This is a genomic window from Flavobacterium denitrificans DSM 15936 (assembly GCF_000425445.1).
Classification (GTDB): domain Bacteria; phylum Bacteroidota; class Bacteroidia; order Flavobacteriales; family Flavobacteriaceae; genus Flavobacterium; species Flavobacterium denitrificans.
Window position 1 is genome coordinate 327,080 of record NZ_KE384379.1, and the last position, 15,368, is coordinate 342,447.

Annotated in this window: 11 protein-coding genes; 8 read left to right on the forward strand and 3 right to left on the reverse strand. The window is 34.0% G+C overall.

The window, feature by feature from the left end; translation table 11 throughout:
* Window positions 1-136: 136 nt before the first annotated feature.
* The 5 genes from H600_RS0121100 to H600_RS0121120 all read left to right on the forward strand — a co-directional run bounded on the left by H600_RS0121100 (window position 137) and on the right by H600_RS0121120 (window position 5,977).
* Window positions 137-568 (forward strand): DUF1573 domain-containing protein, encoded by a 432-nt coding sequence (locus tag H600_RS0121100; protein WP_026730651.1) that lies wholly within the window; start codon window positions 137-139, stop codon window positions 566-568.
* 81 nt (window positions 569-649) lie between these two features.
* Window positions 650-1,192, forward strand: coding sequence for an RNA methyltransferase (locus H600_RS0121105; RefSeq protein WP_026730652.1), 543 nt, complete (start codon window positions 650-652; stop codon window positions 1,190-1,192).
* 106 nt (window positions 1,193-1,298) lie between these two features.
* Window positions 1,299-3,404 carry an Ig-like domain-containing protein gene (locus H600_RS22390; RefSeq protein WP_084157412.1) on the forward strand — a complete coding sequence of 702 codons (2,106 nt, stop codon included), beginning with the start codon at window positions 1,299-1,301 and terminating at the stop codon, window positions 3,402-3,404.
* 69 nt (window positions 3,405-3,473) lie between these two features.
* Complete coding sequence (locus H600_RS22395) at window positions 3,474-5,624, forward strand: Ig-like domain-containing protein (RefSeq protein ID WP_051234485.1); 2,151 nt, start codon at window positions 3,474-3,476, stop codon at window positions 5,622-5,624.
* A 2-nt stretch (window positions 5,625-5,626) separates the two neighbouring features.
* On the forward strand, window positions 5,627-5,977 hold the full coding sequence (locus tag H600_RS0121120; protein WP_026730653.1) for an MmcQ/YjbR family DNA-binding protein: 351 nt from the start codon (window positions 5,627-5,629) through the stop codon (window positions 5,975-5,977).
* A 129-nt stretch (window positions 5,978-6,106) separates the two neighbouring features.
* On the opposite strand, the gene folK is transcribed toward H600_RS0121120, so the two are convergent.
* Window positions 6,107-7,240 carry a 2-amino-4-hydroxy-6-hydroxymethyldihydropteridine diphosphokinase gene (gene folK / locus H600_RS0121125; RefSeq protein WP_026730654.1) on the reverse strand — a complete coding sequence of 378 codons (1,134 nt, stop codon included), beginning with the start codon at window positions 7,238-7,240 and terminating at the stop codon, window positions 6,107-6,109.
* Between the two features lie 169 nt (window positions 7,241-7,409).
* Between folK and sppA the strand changes: the two genes are divergently transcribed.
* The 3 genes from sppA to H600_RS0121140 all read left to right on the forward strand — a co-directional run bounded on the left by sppA (window position 7,410) and on the right by H600_RS0121140 (window position 12,893).
* Window positions 7,410-9,167, forward strand: a complete 1,758-nt coding sequence (sppA, locus tag H600_RS0121130; protein WP_026730655.1) for a signal peptide peptidase SppA — start codon at window positions 7,410-7,412, stop codon at window positions 9,165-9,167.
* 16 nt (window positions 9,168-9,183) lie between these two features.
* A complete protein-coding gene (locus H600_RS0121135; protein ID WP_026730656.1) occupies window positions 9,184-10,143 on the forward strand; it encodes an alpha/beta hydrolase in 960 nt (319 codons plus the stop codon).
* Window positions 10,144-10,292: 149 nt separating this feature from the next.
* Window positions 10,293-12,893, forward strand: coding sequence for an AsmA-like C-terminal region-containing protein (locus H600_RS0121140; RefSeq protein ID WP_026730657.1), 2,601 nt, complete (start codon window positions 10,293-10,295; stop codon window positions 12,891-12,893).
* A 154-nt stretch (window positions 12,894-13,047) separates the two neighbouring features.
* Here the strand turns inward: H600_RS0121140 and H600_RS0121150 are convergent, their stop codons facing one another.
* Both H600_RS0121150 and H600_RS0121155 read right to left on the reverse strand, forming a co-directional pair.
* Entirely contained in the window at window positions 13,048-14,097 is a 1,050-nt protein-coding gene (locus H600_RS0121150; RefSeq protein ID WP_026730658.1) for a glycosyltransferase family 9 protein, read from the reverse strand.
* A gap of 252 nt (window positions 14,098-14,349) precedes the next feature.
* Window positions 14,350-15,144, reverse strand: a complete 795-nt coding sequence (locus tag H600_RS0121155; protein WP_026730659.1) for a DUF2797 domain-containing protein — start codon at window positions 15,142-15,144, stop codon at window positions 14,350-14,352.
* Window positions 15,145-15,368: the final 224 nt, after the last annotated feature.

A 15,368-nucleotide genomic window follows, 5' to 3' on the forward strand; every position in this document is an offset into this window, starting at 1 on the left:
AATTAAGACAGCGAATTTATAATTTTTTAATGGCATATCGAAGGCTTCAAAAATTAAAATATTTTAAGAATTTTTTAAGCTGACATTTCAGAATTTTACATAGATTTGTTCATCATTTAAACAAAGACTATAAAAAATGAAAAAAATAATTTTATTCGCTATGTTAGCTGTAGTTGGAATTACAGCTTCAAATGCTCAAAGCACTAAAAAAGCTAAAGCTACTAAGGTTGCTAAAATCGAAGGTGCAGGTATGCTTTTTGAAACAGAAACAATTGACTACGGAACAATTGCTCACAATGCTGATGGAAAACGTGAATTCGTTTTTGTTAACAACGGAACTAAACCACTTATCATTACTAACACGCAAGGTTCTTGCGGATGTACTGTTCCAACTACACCAAAAGAGCCAATCGCTCCAGGTGCAAAAGGAATTATTGGTGTAAAATATGCTACTGATAGAGTTGGTGCTTTTACAAAAACTGTAACAGTTACTTCTAACGCTGAAGGACAGCCAACAAAAGTTCTTACAATTAAAGGTACAGTTTTACCAGATCCAGTAAAAAGCTAATCTGAAACAAAACAAAATAAAATAATTGAAAAAGCTTCCTTATCTTTGGAAGCTTTTTTTATGACCTGAATGCAACACAAAATGAGAAAACTTGAAAATAGCGAATTAGACCGCAAATCGATTGAAGATTTTAAAAAATCAGACAAAACTCCATTAATTTTGGTTTTGGATGATATTCGCAGTTTACACAATATAGGTTCTGTTTTTAGAACGGCCGATGCTTTTTTGATTGAAAAAATCATTTTGTGTGGGATCACGGCTACTCCGCCAAATAAGGAAATTCACAAAACTGCTCTTGGCGCAACAGAAACTGTAACTTGGGAACATCATGAAAATGTTTTGGAAGTTATAGAAAACCTTAAAAAAGAAAATGTTTTGACACTTGCGATAGAACAAGTAGAAAGCGCTATTTTCCTTCAAGATTTTAAAGTGGAGAAAAATCAAAAATATGCGTTGGTTTTTGGAAACGAAGTTTATGGTGTCGCGCAAGAAGCTGTTGCAATTTGTGATGGCTGCATCGAGATTCCTCAACTCGGAACTAAACATTCTTTGAACATCTCTGTAAGTGCAGGGATTGTGGTTTGGGATTTATTTCAAAAACTAAACTGGCCTACAAACAATTAACGAATACTTTTACTAAAAAAATGTGATTTTAAAGTTGTTTTTAGGCTTTAATTGTTAGAAATTGAAATATTTTTTTTTATTATTATAAAAGTGATACTTTTATAAAATGAAAAAAAATTACTCTCTTAAAACATATATCTCATTAGCTTTTCTGCTGTCGAATTTCTTTGGATTTGCTCAAATTACGACAACTGCTCCTATCGTCATAGCAACCGGAGACCAGTTATACTGCCCTCAAAGCTCAATAAATATTGTAACTGATTTCAATATTATACATGATCTAACGGAAACAGGAACTAAAGGCGTTTATATTCAAGTTTCATCTGGATATTCAAGTGGTTTGGATCAGCTTGCTCTTTCAAACCCTGCTTCACATCCTAATGTAACAACAAGTTGGGATGCAACGGCAGGAAAATTAAGCATAACAAGCCCCCTAGGAACTGACGTTTTATATTCTGATTTAATTGCCGCTGTAAAAGATGTGGTTTTTACTAATTCATCATCTACAGCATCTGGAACGCGAACTTTTTCAATTACGATTGGAAATGCCAATTATCTACCTTCAACACAACACTTTTATTTATATGTTCCAAGTATCGGTATTACCTGGAATTCGGCGCGAGATGCCGCAGCCGCAAGTACCTATTATGGACTTAAAGGATATTTAGCTACTATCTTATCAGCAGATGAGGCCAAATTAATTGGAGAGCAAGCTTCGGGAACAGGATGGATTGGAGGAAGCGATGCAGAAACTGAAGGGGTTTGGAAATGGGTGACAGGCCCAGAAGCTGGAACTATTTTTTGGAATGGAGCAGCAAATGGATCAACACCGAATTTTGCATTTTGGAATACCGGCGAGCCAAATCAGCAAGGAGATGAGGACTATGCACATATTACACAACCTGGAGTAGGAATACCCGGTTCATGGAATGATTTATCAAACACTGGATCATTAACCCCTGGCGATGCTTATCAGCCAAAAGGTTATGTAGTTGAATATGGCGGATCTGCTGGAGAATCATCTTTGCAAATAGCAACAAGTACAAAAATTACAATTCCCGAAGCAAATGTTTTGACTCCAACCCCAATTTGTGACTCAGGAAGTTTTACACTTACTGCAACTGCAACTGCTGGCGCAACAATCAGCTGGTACAATCAAGCAACTGGTGGCGCTGCTATTGCCACAGGAACTTCCTACACAACACCTGTTATAAACACAACTACAACTTATTATGTTGATGCAGGTTGCGAAGCAAATCGAAAATCAGTTACGGCTGTAATCAACAAGACCCCGGACACACCAACTGTAGCATCGTCAAATATTTCACGATGCGGACCAGGAAATGTAACATTGCAGGCTTCTACTGATGTAGGGCTTATCAGCTGGTACACAACTTCATCGGGAGGGACAAGCGTTTGGACAGGAAACATTTTTACTGCACCGAACATTACTTCATCTACAACTTATTACGCAGAAGCCTCAAATAACGGCTGTCTGAATACTACACGTACACCTGTAAATATTACAATTTACACACCTCCTGTTGTGACAGACGAAACTGTAGTATTATGTCAATTTCAAAAGAAAATGCTAGACGCAGGAATAGCTGGAATGAATTATTTGTGGTCAACTGGCGCTACCACTCAAACAATCGAAATAGGTGTTGCAGGAACCTATACCGTTGACGTAACAAGTCCATCTCCGCAAAACTGTACAAGCCGAAAAACAATTATTGTGGAAGAACATGAAGTTCCTCAAATTGACCGTATCGATGTTGAAGGAACAAGAGCAATAATTTACCTTAAAAAAGAACAGCCCTATTTTGAATATTCGGTCGATGGCTCAAATTTTCAAGATTCAAATATTTTTTATGATGTTCCAGGCGGACTACAAACTGCCTATGTTAGAGAAAAAGGCGGTTGTGGCGGTACAGCAAAAAACTTTGTTGTTTTAGTTTTTCCAGCATTTTTCACTCCGAACAACGATAGCTATAATGATGTATGGGAAGTAACTGGAATGGAAAATTATCCGCAGGCACAAGTAACTATTTTTGACCGTTACGGAAAATTATTAGCCCAATTATCATTATCAAGAATGAGCTGGGACGGGACTTTCAACAAAGTACAACTCCCTGCGTCTGATTATTGGTACGCTTTAAAAATTGATGATACACATCCTATTTTAAGAGGCCATTTTTCATTAAAAAGATAAATAAATGTCTCTGAAAACACTTTTTTGTCTTTCGTAGACCGTTTTCAATTAAAAAATGTAATTTTAAATATGAAAACAAAATTCTTTGGCAGTTTTACTCTGGCAATTGTATTGCTATGTTGCAATACGATGTTTGCCCTCAAAAGCATGCCTTTGCCAGAGAAAAGAAATCCACAAATACCTTTATCATTTGCATCAATAATTACCGCGACTGGAAATCAAGTTTATTGCCCACAAAGCACTATTAAAATTGTAACTGACGTAGCAATAAATGCCTCAGAAGAAATCAATACAATCTACATTCAAATTTCCTCCGGATATGTAACCGGTGAAGACGTATTAACTTTAACTGGCTCCCACCCCAGTTTATCCTCAAACTGGAATCCAAATTCGGGGATGCTGACAATTTCACGCAATAATACGGGTACTGCCACGCTTTCTGAATTTATTGCAGCAATTAAGGCTGTTGAATTCAAAAATAGCTCTGAAACACCAAGTGGTATCAGAAATTTTTCTATTAGTTTAGGGCAAGCCAATTATTTGCCTTCTTCTAAGCATTATTATCAGTTTGTTTCAAGTCCTGGAATTTCTTGGGGCGAAGCTAAAAGAGTAGCTGCAGCTAGTAATTACTTTGGTTTAAAAGGATATTTAGTAACCATTACAACTTTAGACGAAGCAATATTTGTTGGAGAACAGCTTTCTGGGACAGGCTGGATTGGAGGCAGCGATACTCGAAAAGAACCTTACTGGATATGGGAAACCGGCCCCGAAGAAGGAACTCAGTTTTGGTACGGTCGTGAAAGCGGATCAACTACAACTTTTGCCTATTGGAATGATTTTAAAGAACCTAATAATGGCGGTGAACTAGCTTTAAAAGGCGTTGAAGATTATGCCTATATCACACCACCCGGATTTGGACAAAAAGGGCGATGGAATGATGCTTCTCTTTATGGAAGTTCAGATCCTGCAGATGTAAATTATCCGAGAGGATATATTGTAGAATATGGTGGAATGCCTGGAGATGTTTATCCTCAAATAAGTGCCAGCACTTCACTCACCATGCTTTCAATTACAGAAACCAAAGCTCCAGATATTTGTGGCTCTGGAACAACTTTATTAGAAGCAAAAAGCGCAGCAGGAACAATCAATTGGTATGCTGATGAAACGAGCCCAGTCATAATTGCAACTGGAAATAATTTTACAACTCCTGTTTTAAATGCAAGTCAAACCTATTATGTTGCCGCCGAATTTGAAGGTTGTGTCACTAAAAGAACTGCCGTTATTGCAAAAGTAAATACAGTTCCAGAAATAACTTCGGTTTCTAATCCTGAACCCGTATGCGGATCTGGAATCTTTTTTCTCGAAGCTACTGTTTCTGAGGGTGACGCAAACTGGTATGACTCTCCAACCGGAGGAACAATTTTAGGAACGGGTTCCTTGTTTATCACTCCTACTATTTCATCAAATACAATTTATTACGCTGAAGCCAACAATAATGATTGCCGTTCATTAAGTCGAACCCCAATTGAAATAGAAATCTACCCACTTCCTGAGATTCAAAATCAAGAAGTCGTTTTATGTGCTCCAAATTCTGTAACACTCGACGCTGGAATCAGCAATATGAGTTATCTATGGTCAACTGGAGAAACAACTCAAAAAATAATCGTTTCACAGCTAGGCACTTATTTTGTTGACGTTACAGCTTCAGCTGCAGGAAATTGTACCAACCGAAAAACCATCGAAGTAATTGAACTCCCTGCTCCTGAAATTCAAAAAATCGAAGTTGACAATAGAACTGTAACTATTATTCTCAGCAATCCTCAAAGTTATTTTGAATATTCAATTGACGGAATAAACTTTCAGGATGCGAATGTTTTTCATGATGCTCCGGGAGGTTTGCAAACTGCTTACGCCAGAGAAAAGAGCGGTTGCAAAACAGCTTCAAAAAGCTTTATAGTTTTAGTTTTTCCAGCATTTTTCACTCCAAATAATGATTCATTTAATGATATTTGGGAAGTAGCCGGAATTGAATATTATCCCGAAGCACAAATTACTATTTTTGATCGTTATGGAAAATTCATTGCACAACTCAACACTTCAAAAAAATATTGGGACGGCACAATAAATAAAATACCTTTACCCGCTTCAGACTATTGGTATGTATTAAAAATTGATAATACACAGCCTGTTTTAAGAGGGCATTTTACTTTAAAAAGATAAAAATGGATATAGAAGCAATTCGCGAAATCTGTAAAAAATTAACAGGAACAACTGAAGATATAAAATGGGATCATGATCTTGTGTTTTCGGTTGGAACTAAAATGTATTGCGTTGTTGGGCTTGATCAAAATCCTACTACGGCTTCTTTTAAAGTTTTAGATGAAGAATTTGAAGAAATGAGTACCAAACCAGGCTTCAAACCAGCCCCTTATGTTGCAAAATACAAATGGGTTTTGATCGACGATATTACAAGAATGAAAAAATCAGAATGGGAAAAATACATTCAGCAGTCGTATCGTCTTGTCTCTGAAAAATTATCGGTTAAACTAAGAAAACAACTTGGAATTGTATAATGAGATAATTTGTCAATTAGATAATTAGAAAATGATCTCGAAACCGTATAAAAATTATCTAATTTTCTAATTGACACATTCTCTAATTGACACATTCCCTAAATTGGCATATATTCTCTAATTGAGATATTACCCTACTTTCTTCTTAATTTCATTTAGAATAAAAAGATAATCTTCGTGTTTCTTTACAAAATCACGATCTGAAACATCAATAATCAAAACATTCAAATCGGTTTGTGATTTTATATAATCCAAATAACCTGTATTGATTTTATCCAAATAACTCGCTTCGATATTTTGTTCGTAACTACGGCCACGTTTCTTAATATTTTGGAGCAATCTTTCTGTATTTTGATATAAATAAATGTACAAATCTGGTTTTGGCATTTCTTTATAAATAATGTCAAACAGATTTCGGTATAATCGATATTCGTCTTCTCCGAGTGTTATTTTAGAAAATATCAGCGATTTAAAAATATGATAATCGGCTACGATAAAATCTTTAAACAAATCAAATTGTTTTAAATCATCAGCTAATTGCTGGTAACGATCGGCCAAAAAAGACATTTCTAAAGGAAAAGCATATCGGTTTTGATCTTTATAAAATTTAGGCAAAAAAGGATTATCTGCAAAACCCTCCAAAACAGTTTTAGCATTAAAATCTTCCGCAATTTTATGCACTAATGTCGTTTTTCCAGCTCCAATATTTCCTTCAAAAGCAATATAGTTGAAGTTTTCTAAAGCAATTTCCTGCAATGGACTTTTCAAGCTTTGAACCACTGTGCAAACGCTATCATCTGGAGAAACTGCAACTAACTCTGAAATCGTTTTTTGTAAAACTGGATGTGCCCAATCTAATTTCAAATCCTGAAATGGCAACAAAACAAATTTCCTGTTTTGCATCAGCGGGTGCGGAATCTGTAATTTTTCAGTATGAATAATTTCATCATCAAAAGCAATTATATCGACATCAATAACTCGGGATTGGTATCCTTCTTGATTCGATCGAATTCTTCCTAATTGCTTTTCAACTTTTAAAACTTGATTGAGAATTTTTTGTGCCGATGAAGTGGTATGCAAAAGCAATGCGCAATTATAAAAAGCATCACTTTCAAATCCCCAAGCAGGAGTTTCATATAGTTTTGAAACCCTGACAACAGTTCCTACTTCCTGATGTATTAAAGCAATACAACTTTCGATATTTGCTAATCTGTTTCCTTGATTACTTCCTATAGATAAAACGACTTGATGCTGTGACTTCATAATTAATGCAAAGTAACTAAAAACTATTTAGAATTGGTTGTATTATTTATCGAGTTTAAAAATGTAAAATCTACAAATATTTCATAAATTCAATAACATAATTAAATCGCATTTAGATATATTTGTAACAAAGGAGTCCTTTTTGCTACTTATTAAAAAAAACATACTTATGAAGTTTTTAGGAAATGTAATTGCCACAGTGATTGGTATTTTTGTTTTTATCATGCTATTCTTTTTTGGAGTAATTCTTATAGGAGCTATTTTTGGAGGAGATGATACGGTTTCGGTTAAAAAAGATTCGGTTATCGAATTGAATTTAAAAGAAATCAAAAATGACTACGCCGGAAAATACAAAGATCCATGGGTAACTGTTTTTTCAGAACAAAAAGGAATTGGCATAACTGATGTTATCAATGCAATTGAAGCGGCAAAAACAGATGATAAAATTAAAGGGATCTCTATTTTAAATGATGAGTCTTCACTAGGTCTTGCACAATACAAAGACTTAAGAAACGCCTTGGAAAGCTTCAAAAAATCAGGAAAATTTGTTTGGGCTTACGCCAATGCATATTCGCAAAAAGAATATTATTTGAATTCGGTTGCCAATACCGTTTATTTAAATCCGGCTGGCGAATTAGATTTCAAAGGGCTGTCATCTGAAGTAATGTTTTTCAAAGATTTTCAAGACAAGTCTGGAATTCATATGGAAGTGATTCGCCACGGAAAATACAAAAGTGCTGTCGAGCCTTTCTTAGAAAATAAAATGAGTGACGCTAACAGAGAACAAATTACAGCTTTATTAAACTCAATTTGGGCAACAGTTTCTGCTGATATTTCAAAAAGCCGAAATATTCCGCTCCCAAGATTAAATGAAATTGCAAATGGCTTGCTGGCAAGAACTCCAGAATTAGCAAAAGCAAATGGTTTAGTTGATATTATTGCTTATGAAGATGTTTACCATAATGCAATCAAAAAACAATTAAAAGTAACCGGTGATGAGGATTACAATAAAATTTCAATTGAAGACTATACACAAAACAACGTCACAACAGCTTTAACAAATACAGCAACTGACGAAATCGCAATTATTTATGCTCAAGGCGAAATTGAAAGTGGCGAAGGAGATGTTACTATTATTGGTGAGGGCTCAATGCGCCGTGCGCTTCAAGAAGCGAGAAAAGATGAAGACGTAAAAGCAATTGTTTTGAGAATTGACAGCCCAGGAGGGAGTGCTTTGACATCAGATTTGATTTGGAGAGAAATCGAAGTGACTAAAAAAGTAAAACCAGTTGTGGTTTCAATGGGTAATTATGCGGCTTCTGGCGGGTATTATATTGCCTGCAACGCTGATAAAATTTTTGCGGAAAGCAATACAATTACGGGATCTATCGGAGTTTTTGGAATATTGCCAAATTTCAGTCCGTTAGCAAACAAATTAGGAATCAATACCGAGCAAGTAAAAACACACGAAAACTCGGCAAATTATAGTCCGTTTGTTCCTGTTGACGAAAAGTTCAAAGCTTTTACTCTAGAAGGAGTTGAGCATATTTACAAAACATTTGTAACACATGTTGCCGAGGGAAGAAAAATGACTTTTGCTCAAGTAGATTCTATTGCACAAGGAAGAGTTTGGTCTGGAAGTCAGGCTTTAAAAATTGGTTTAGTGGACAAAATTGGTGGATTAAATGATGCGATCGCAGAAGCTGCCAGAATTGCTAAAGTAAAAACGTACAGCACTCAAAATTATCCGGAATACGAAAAAACTTTTGGGGATTTGATATCAAAAATGCCTTTTGGAAAATCTAAAGAAGCTTTTATTAAAGAAGAAATTGGTGAAGAAAACTACTTAATGATTGAGCAGATTAAAAAGCTTCAAAAACAAAAAGGAGTTCAGGCGATGATGCCTTTTGGAATTAACATCAAATAGTTCAAATCGTAAAAAAATGAAAAAAATATTTTTGTTTTTGAGCCTCCTATTTATTTCCATTGCAAATGCACAAACCGGAAAACAGGATACTTTTAAGGAAACAAATGTTACTTTAAAAATCAATATTGATCAACTTTATGGGACATTGACTGTTCCTGATGTTGCAAAAAAATGTCCAGTAGCATTGATAATTGCAGGTTCTGGTCCAACGGACAGAAACGGGAATAATCCGACGATGAAAAATAATTCGTTGAAAATGCTAGCTGAAGCATTAGCAAAAAACGGAATTGCCTCATTGCGATATGACAAAAGAGGAATAGGCGAAAGCAAAGCGTTAGCAGTAACAGAGTCGAGTTTGGTTTTTGAAAATTATACCGAAGATGCCAAAAGCTGGATCAACTTTTTGAAACAAGACAAACGTTTTTCGCAATTGATTGTTATTGGTCACAGCGAAGGATCATTAATTGGAATGATAGCCGGAGCAAAAGCGAATAAATTCATTTCAATTGCGGGTGCAGGCGAATCTGCAGACAAATTGTTAAAAGAGCAAATTTCTTCTAAATCAAATAAGCAGATTGAAGAAATGACTTTTCCGATTATTGATAGTTTAAAAGCCGGAAATAAAGTAAACAAAGTTGACCCGCTTTTAAATTCTTTATTCAGGCCGAGCATTCAACCTTATTTGATTTCTTGGTTTAAATATGATCCACAAACAGAAATTAAAAAACTGACTGTTCCGATTTTAATAATCCAAGGAAATAATGATTTGCAAGTAAGCGTTGCTGATGCCGAAAAATTATCGAAAGCAAATAAAAATGCCGAATTAGTCATTGTAGAAAAAATGAATCACGTTCTAAAAATTATAGATGGTGATAATAAAGCAAATTTTGAAAGCTACAATAATGAAACGCTACAAATTTCAGAAGTATTGATAGACAAAATTGTTTCCTTCATAAAAAAACAAATACAACATTAAAATGCAAATCCGTTTGAAAATCTTCAAACGGATTTTTTATTTAAAAACAATACTTTTCTTACTTTTTAAGAAAACTTTATCTCCCGGCTTTGGCAAAAAAAACTATTTTTGCAGTAATCGATTTTAAGTAAACCCTCAAATCTATAAATATGTTTAAGAAAATTTTAAAAGTAACCGCCATTGTAATTGTGGTTTTTGTGGCCGCATTATTCGCCATTCCCTATTTCTTTAAAGATCAAATCAAGGCAAAAATTTCAGAAGCAATTAATGAAAGTGTAGACGCAAAAGTAAGTTTTGCTGACGCTGATTTAAGCTTGTTTAGAAATTTCCCAAATGCCGCAGTTGGAATCGAAAAACTTGTGATTATCAACAAAGCGCCATTTGAAGGCGATACTCTAGTTTCTTTAGGACAATTGAATCTTAAAATGAGCATCAAAGAACTTTTCAAAGGAGAAAATGAACCTTTAAGCATTCAAGGAATTACTTCAGAAAATGGTTTGATCAATATTATTTTTAATAAAGACGGTATTGGAAATTTTGATATCGCTTTAAAAGACAAAAAAAATGAACCTAAAGACGAGAAAAGCAAACCGCTTTCTTTAAAAATTCAGAATTACAAAATCGAAAATTTCACGTTCAGATACATCGATCAAGGTTCTAAAATCAAAATGGTAATTGACAGCCTAAACCACGAAGGAACAGGTGATTTTACCAATTCAAAATTAGATTTAACTACAAAATCGACAGCTAAAGTATCTTTGGATATGGACAAAATCAATTACATGAAAAATGTAAAATTGACTTTGGATGCTATTCTTGGGATTGATCTTGACAAAAGCAAATATACTTTTAAAGAAAACAAAGCTTTAATCAATCAGTTGCCGTTAGAATTTGACGGATTTATTCAAATGACTGAAAAAGCTCAGATTTATGATTTAAAATTTAAGACTCCAACTTCATCTTTTACAAATTTCTTAGGCTTGATTCCATCCGCTTATGCATCAAGTTTGGAAGGTGTAAAAACTACTGGAGATTTTACAGTTAATGGTTTTGCAAAAGGAGAGTTGACAGATACTACTGTACCTAAATTCAATATTGAAATTGCCTCAAGCAACTCTTCATTTCAATATCCTAACTTGCCAAAATCAGTTCAAAATATCGTAATTGATACTAAAATCATAAATGAAACAGGAATTCTTAACGATACTTACGTTAATCTTGACAAGCTTTCTTTCAGAATCGATCAAGACGTTTTTAGCGCTAAAGCAAACATTAAAAACATTACTGTAAATCCTATTATTGATGCCGCTTTAAAAGGAACAATCAACTTGGCAAATCTTTCAAAAGCATATCCAATTAAAATGGACAAGCCTCTTGCAGGTATTTTGAAAGCTGATGTTACCACTAATTTTGATATGGCTTCTGTTGAAAAAAGCCAATATCAAAACATCAAAAATGCTGGAACTATGAGTTTGTCTGGATTCAAATATACTGACGAAAATGGCAAAGCAATGAACATCAGCACGGCATTAGTTGAGTTTAATCCAAGTAAAATCAACTTAAAACAATTTAATGCAACTACTGGAAAAAGCGATCTTGCGATCAATGGAGTTTTAGAAAACTTCTACGGTTTTATGTTCAAAAAACAAGAATTGAGAGGAAATTTCAATATGAGTTCAAATCAATTAGCTGTTGATGATTTTATGACTGCTGGCGAGCCTGCAAAAACAGAAACAAAAACTCCAGCAAAACCTGCTGAAGCAATGAAAATTCCAGCATTCTTGAATTGTACTTTAAACGCAAAAGCAACAACTGTTTTGTATGATAATTTGAAACTGAAAGATGTTTCTGGGAAATTAATCATTAAAGATGAAAAAGCACTTTTAGAAAACTTTAAAACATCTATTTTCGGAGGAACAATCGGCTTGACTGGTGCTGTTTCAACAAAGGAGAAAGTACCAACATTTGATATGAATCTTGGTTTCAATCAAGTTGATATTGCGCAGACTTTTACGCAATTGGACATGATGAAAAAAATTGCGCCTATTGCTGGAATAATCAATGGAAAACTGAATTCAACCATCAAATTAAACGGAAATCTTGATGCAAATGAATTAACTCCAGATTTAAAATCTATTTCAGGAGATTTGCTTGGACAATTGCTTTCAACTACTGTAAATGCTAAAAATTCAACTTTGCTTAATGCTCTTAGCTCAAACATTAAATTTATCGACATGAACAAGGTAAATTTAAATGATATTAAGGCGGCCTTAACTTTTGATAATGGAAAAGTAAATGTAAAACCTTTTGACATTAAATATCAAGACATCAAAATAACAGTTGGCGGAACACATGGTTTTGACCAAACTATGAATTACAATTTGAAATTTGATGTTCCGGCTAAATATTTAGGAAGTGAAGCAAATGCCTTAATAGCAAAAATGTCTCCTGCTGATGCTGCCAAATTGGAAAATATTCCAATCAATGCGATGATTACTGGTAATTTTTCAAGTCCAAAAATTAGCACAGACATGAAAACGGCTGTAAACAGTTTAGCGTCACAAGTTGCGAATCAGCAAAAAGAAAAATTAACACAAAAAGGTACAGCTGCTTTAACTGATTTAATTAATAAAAACACAAAAGCAAAAGATACAACTCAAGCAGCAAAAACTGAAAAAGAACAAAAAACGCAAGAAGTAACCAAAAAAGCAAGTGACTTGCTGAATGGATTATTTAAGAAGAAAAACTAAATCGAATTTCTTTTCATAAAAAAAGGCTGGCTCAAAATTGAGCCAGCCTTTTTTATGAATATTCCGTTGCATATATAAACACTCCTGCATAAAACATAGTCAGTGGTATCAACGACGGGCTATATCAAATCGCCGAAAAACTATACGTTAAATTTTATTTCTTTAAGATCAAATCGATGATTCGGATAAAATCTGGAACTGAGTTTGTGTTAGTATCTACGCCAAGACTTCCGTTTCCGTATGGCTCATATTTTTTCACATTAGCGCCAGAAAATAAACCAACTGTAGGTACTTTTGAAGCACTTGCCAAATGCATAATACCACTGTCAGCACCAATAAAAACTGCTGTATTTGCCATTACTGACCCAATTTCACGGACATCTTTACTGTAAAATGACGGCGCTTGAAAATTTATTTGAGAAACATTTTCGACCGGCAAGATTTCAAAAATATTGTAATCTGCTTCATATTCCTTTTTCAAAGCGGTATAAAACTCTTCCCACCATTCTACACAATAACATTTTTCGCCCGTTGCAAAAGTAAATATGGCAATGGACTTTTTATTTCCGTCGACAATGTTGTTTAAAATTGTTTTTCCTTTTGCAATTTCTTCAGATGATAATTTTAAATCGATAAGTGCAACAGGATCCTTTTTCTCTTCTACGCCAAATTGGCTTAAAGCGTATCTTAAATTATAAACTGGATATTTTGCAATGTGGTCGTAATCTTCATAAGGCAGATGCACATTTTCTGGAAGGTCTCCAAAAAATTTATATTTCGCATTTGAAAATTTTACCGCCAAACGACCAGATGACGAGTTCTGATCGACATTGATTACCATATCATAATTCTGTTTTTTTATCAATGTCCAAACTTTCAAATATTGAATCAATTCTTTGAAAGGCTTCTTTGGCAAACTTATTATCTTGTCAATATTTCCGTAATTTTCGAAAACAATTGGTGCCAATCCTCCTTTAACAAATAAGTCAATTTTGCAATTTGGAAATGTTTGAGTCACTTCCTGAACAAGTGGCGTGATCAAAAGCAAATTTCCCAATCTTTTGTTTGGTCTAGAGATTAGTACTTTTTTAATTTCACTTTTGTCAATCTGCCCACTTTTTTGCACATCGGAACGACCAATGCCTTTGGTTAAATTACGCATTAAATTGCGTCTGAACACGTTAACTTTTTTTAAGTTACTCATTCATTTTTTGTTTTTAGAATTAAAAAAAACTTCTTGCCTTATTTTGTAAGTCAGTGGTACGAACTGGCCAAATATAAGTTAAATTTTTCTTAAAATTAAAATCTTTGAATAAGTAAGCGTTACATAATTGTAAACTGATTTAACATAATTCACATCATAATTTTAAAAAGCGCCGAAAATACAAATGATTTTGGCGCTTTTTTATATTTAATAGACAGGTAGTAAAAATAAATAGACGAATGACTAAGTTGACTAGACATTTATGGTAACGACATACCCTTCTGAACCACGAATATTAAAAACCGTTCCGTTTTCAAATAATAAATATTGCCCTTTGATTCCAACTAGTTTTCCTTGAAACGAAGGTGTTTTATCTAAATTCAAACTATTGATTTTTGCAGGATAACTCAAAACTGGGTAATTTAATTCATAAACATCATTCTTTTCAGTATAAAAATAATCCCTTACTTCTGCAGGAATCAAGCTTTCTACTTTGGATTTTTCAAGAATTAAATCGCATGATTCAGAGGTACATTGAAGCATTTTTCTCCAATTAGTTTTATCTGTATAATGGTCTTTCAGAGCAACCTCGGTAATTCCAGCCAAGTATCGATTTGGAACCTCAACAATTGCAATTGCCTGAGTTGCACCTTGATCAATCCATCTTGTTGGAACTTGAGATTTTCTCGTTACACCTACTTTTACCTCTGTTGAAAAGGCTAAATATACGATATGAGGTTGCAACTGCGCTTTTGATTCGAATTCTAAATCACGATCTGCGATTCCTAAATGAGCCGTACTCAATTCTGGACGCATAATCCAATCGCCAACCGCGGCGCTTGAGTAAAAACAATCGTAACAAAAACCTTGTCTGTAAATTTTTTTCTTTTTGCCACAATTTAAGCATTGAAAACCTGCAAAATTTATCTCAATATCCTTGTTCAATAACTGATTCATACTTAAGAAACTATCTTCGAAAACCAAATAATATTGAATTGGATTTCCCATTTCAGTCTGCATTTTTGTAAGTACGCCTTGGTAAGTCATTGTATTTTAGATTGCTGATTTTAGATTTTAGATTTATTCCTTTTGAGTTCCGAATTTAATTTCTAATTCAATTTAATTAGAATCTTTACTCGAAATAGAATGGTTTTTTTTACAAAAAAATACTATTTTTGATAATATGACAAAGTTAGTATTTGTCTATTGATATTCAAATTTTAAATTTCTTGATTTTGCGTAGAGCGTCAAATCTAAAATCTAAAATCAGC

Coding starts and splice junctions, on each gene's coding strand:
- H600_RS22395 (WP_051234485.1), top strand. CDS start 3,474: ATGAAAACAAAATTCTTTGGCAGTTTTACTCTGGCAATTGTATTGCTA.
- sppA (WP_026730655.1), top strand. CDS start 7,410: ATGAAGTTTTTAGGAAATGTAATTGCCACAGTGATTGGTATTTTTGTT.
- H600_RS0121105 (WP_026730652.1), top strand. CDS start 650: ATGAGAAAACTTGAAAATAGCGAATTAGACCGCAAATCGATTGAAGAT.
- H600_RS0121155 (WP_026730659.1), bottom strand. CDS start 15,144: ATGACTTACCAAGGCGTACTTACAAAAATGCAGACTGAAATGGGAAAT.
- H600_RS0121135 (WP_026730656.1), top strand. CDS start 9,184: ATGAAAAAAATATTTTTGTTTTTGAGCCTCCTATTTATTTCCATTGCA.
- H600_RS22390 (WP_084157412.1), top strand. CDS start 1,299: ATGAAAAAAAATTACTCTCTTAAAACATATATCTCATTAGCTTTTCTG.
- H600_RS0121140 (WP_026730657.1), top strand. CDS start 10,293: ATGTTTAAGAAAATTTTAAAAGTAACCGCCATTGTAATTGTGGTTTTT.
- H600_RS0121100 (WP_026730651.1), top strand. CDS start 137: ATGAAAAAAATAATTTTATTCGCTATGTTAGCTGTAGTTGGAATTACA.
- folK (WP_026730654.1), bottom strand. CDS start 7,240: ATGAAGTCACAGCATCAAGTCGTTTTATCTATAGGAAGTAATCAAGGA.
- H600_RS0121150 (WP_026730658.1), bottom strand. CDS start 14,097: ATGAGTAACTTAAAAAAAGTTAACGTGTTCAGACGCAATTTAATGCGT.
- H600_RS0121120 (WP_026730653.1), top strand. CDS start 5,627: ATGGATATAGAAGCAATTCGCGAAATCTGTAAAAAATTAACAGGAACA.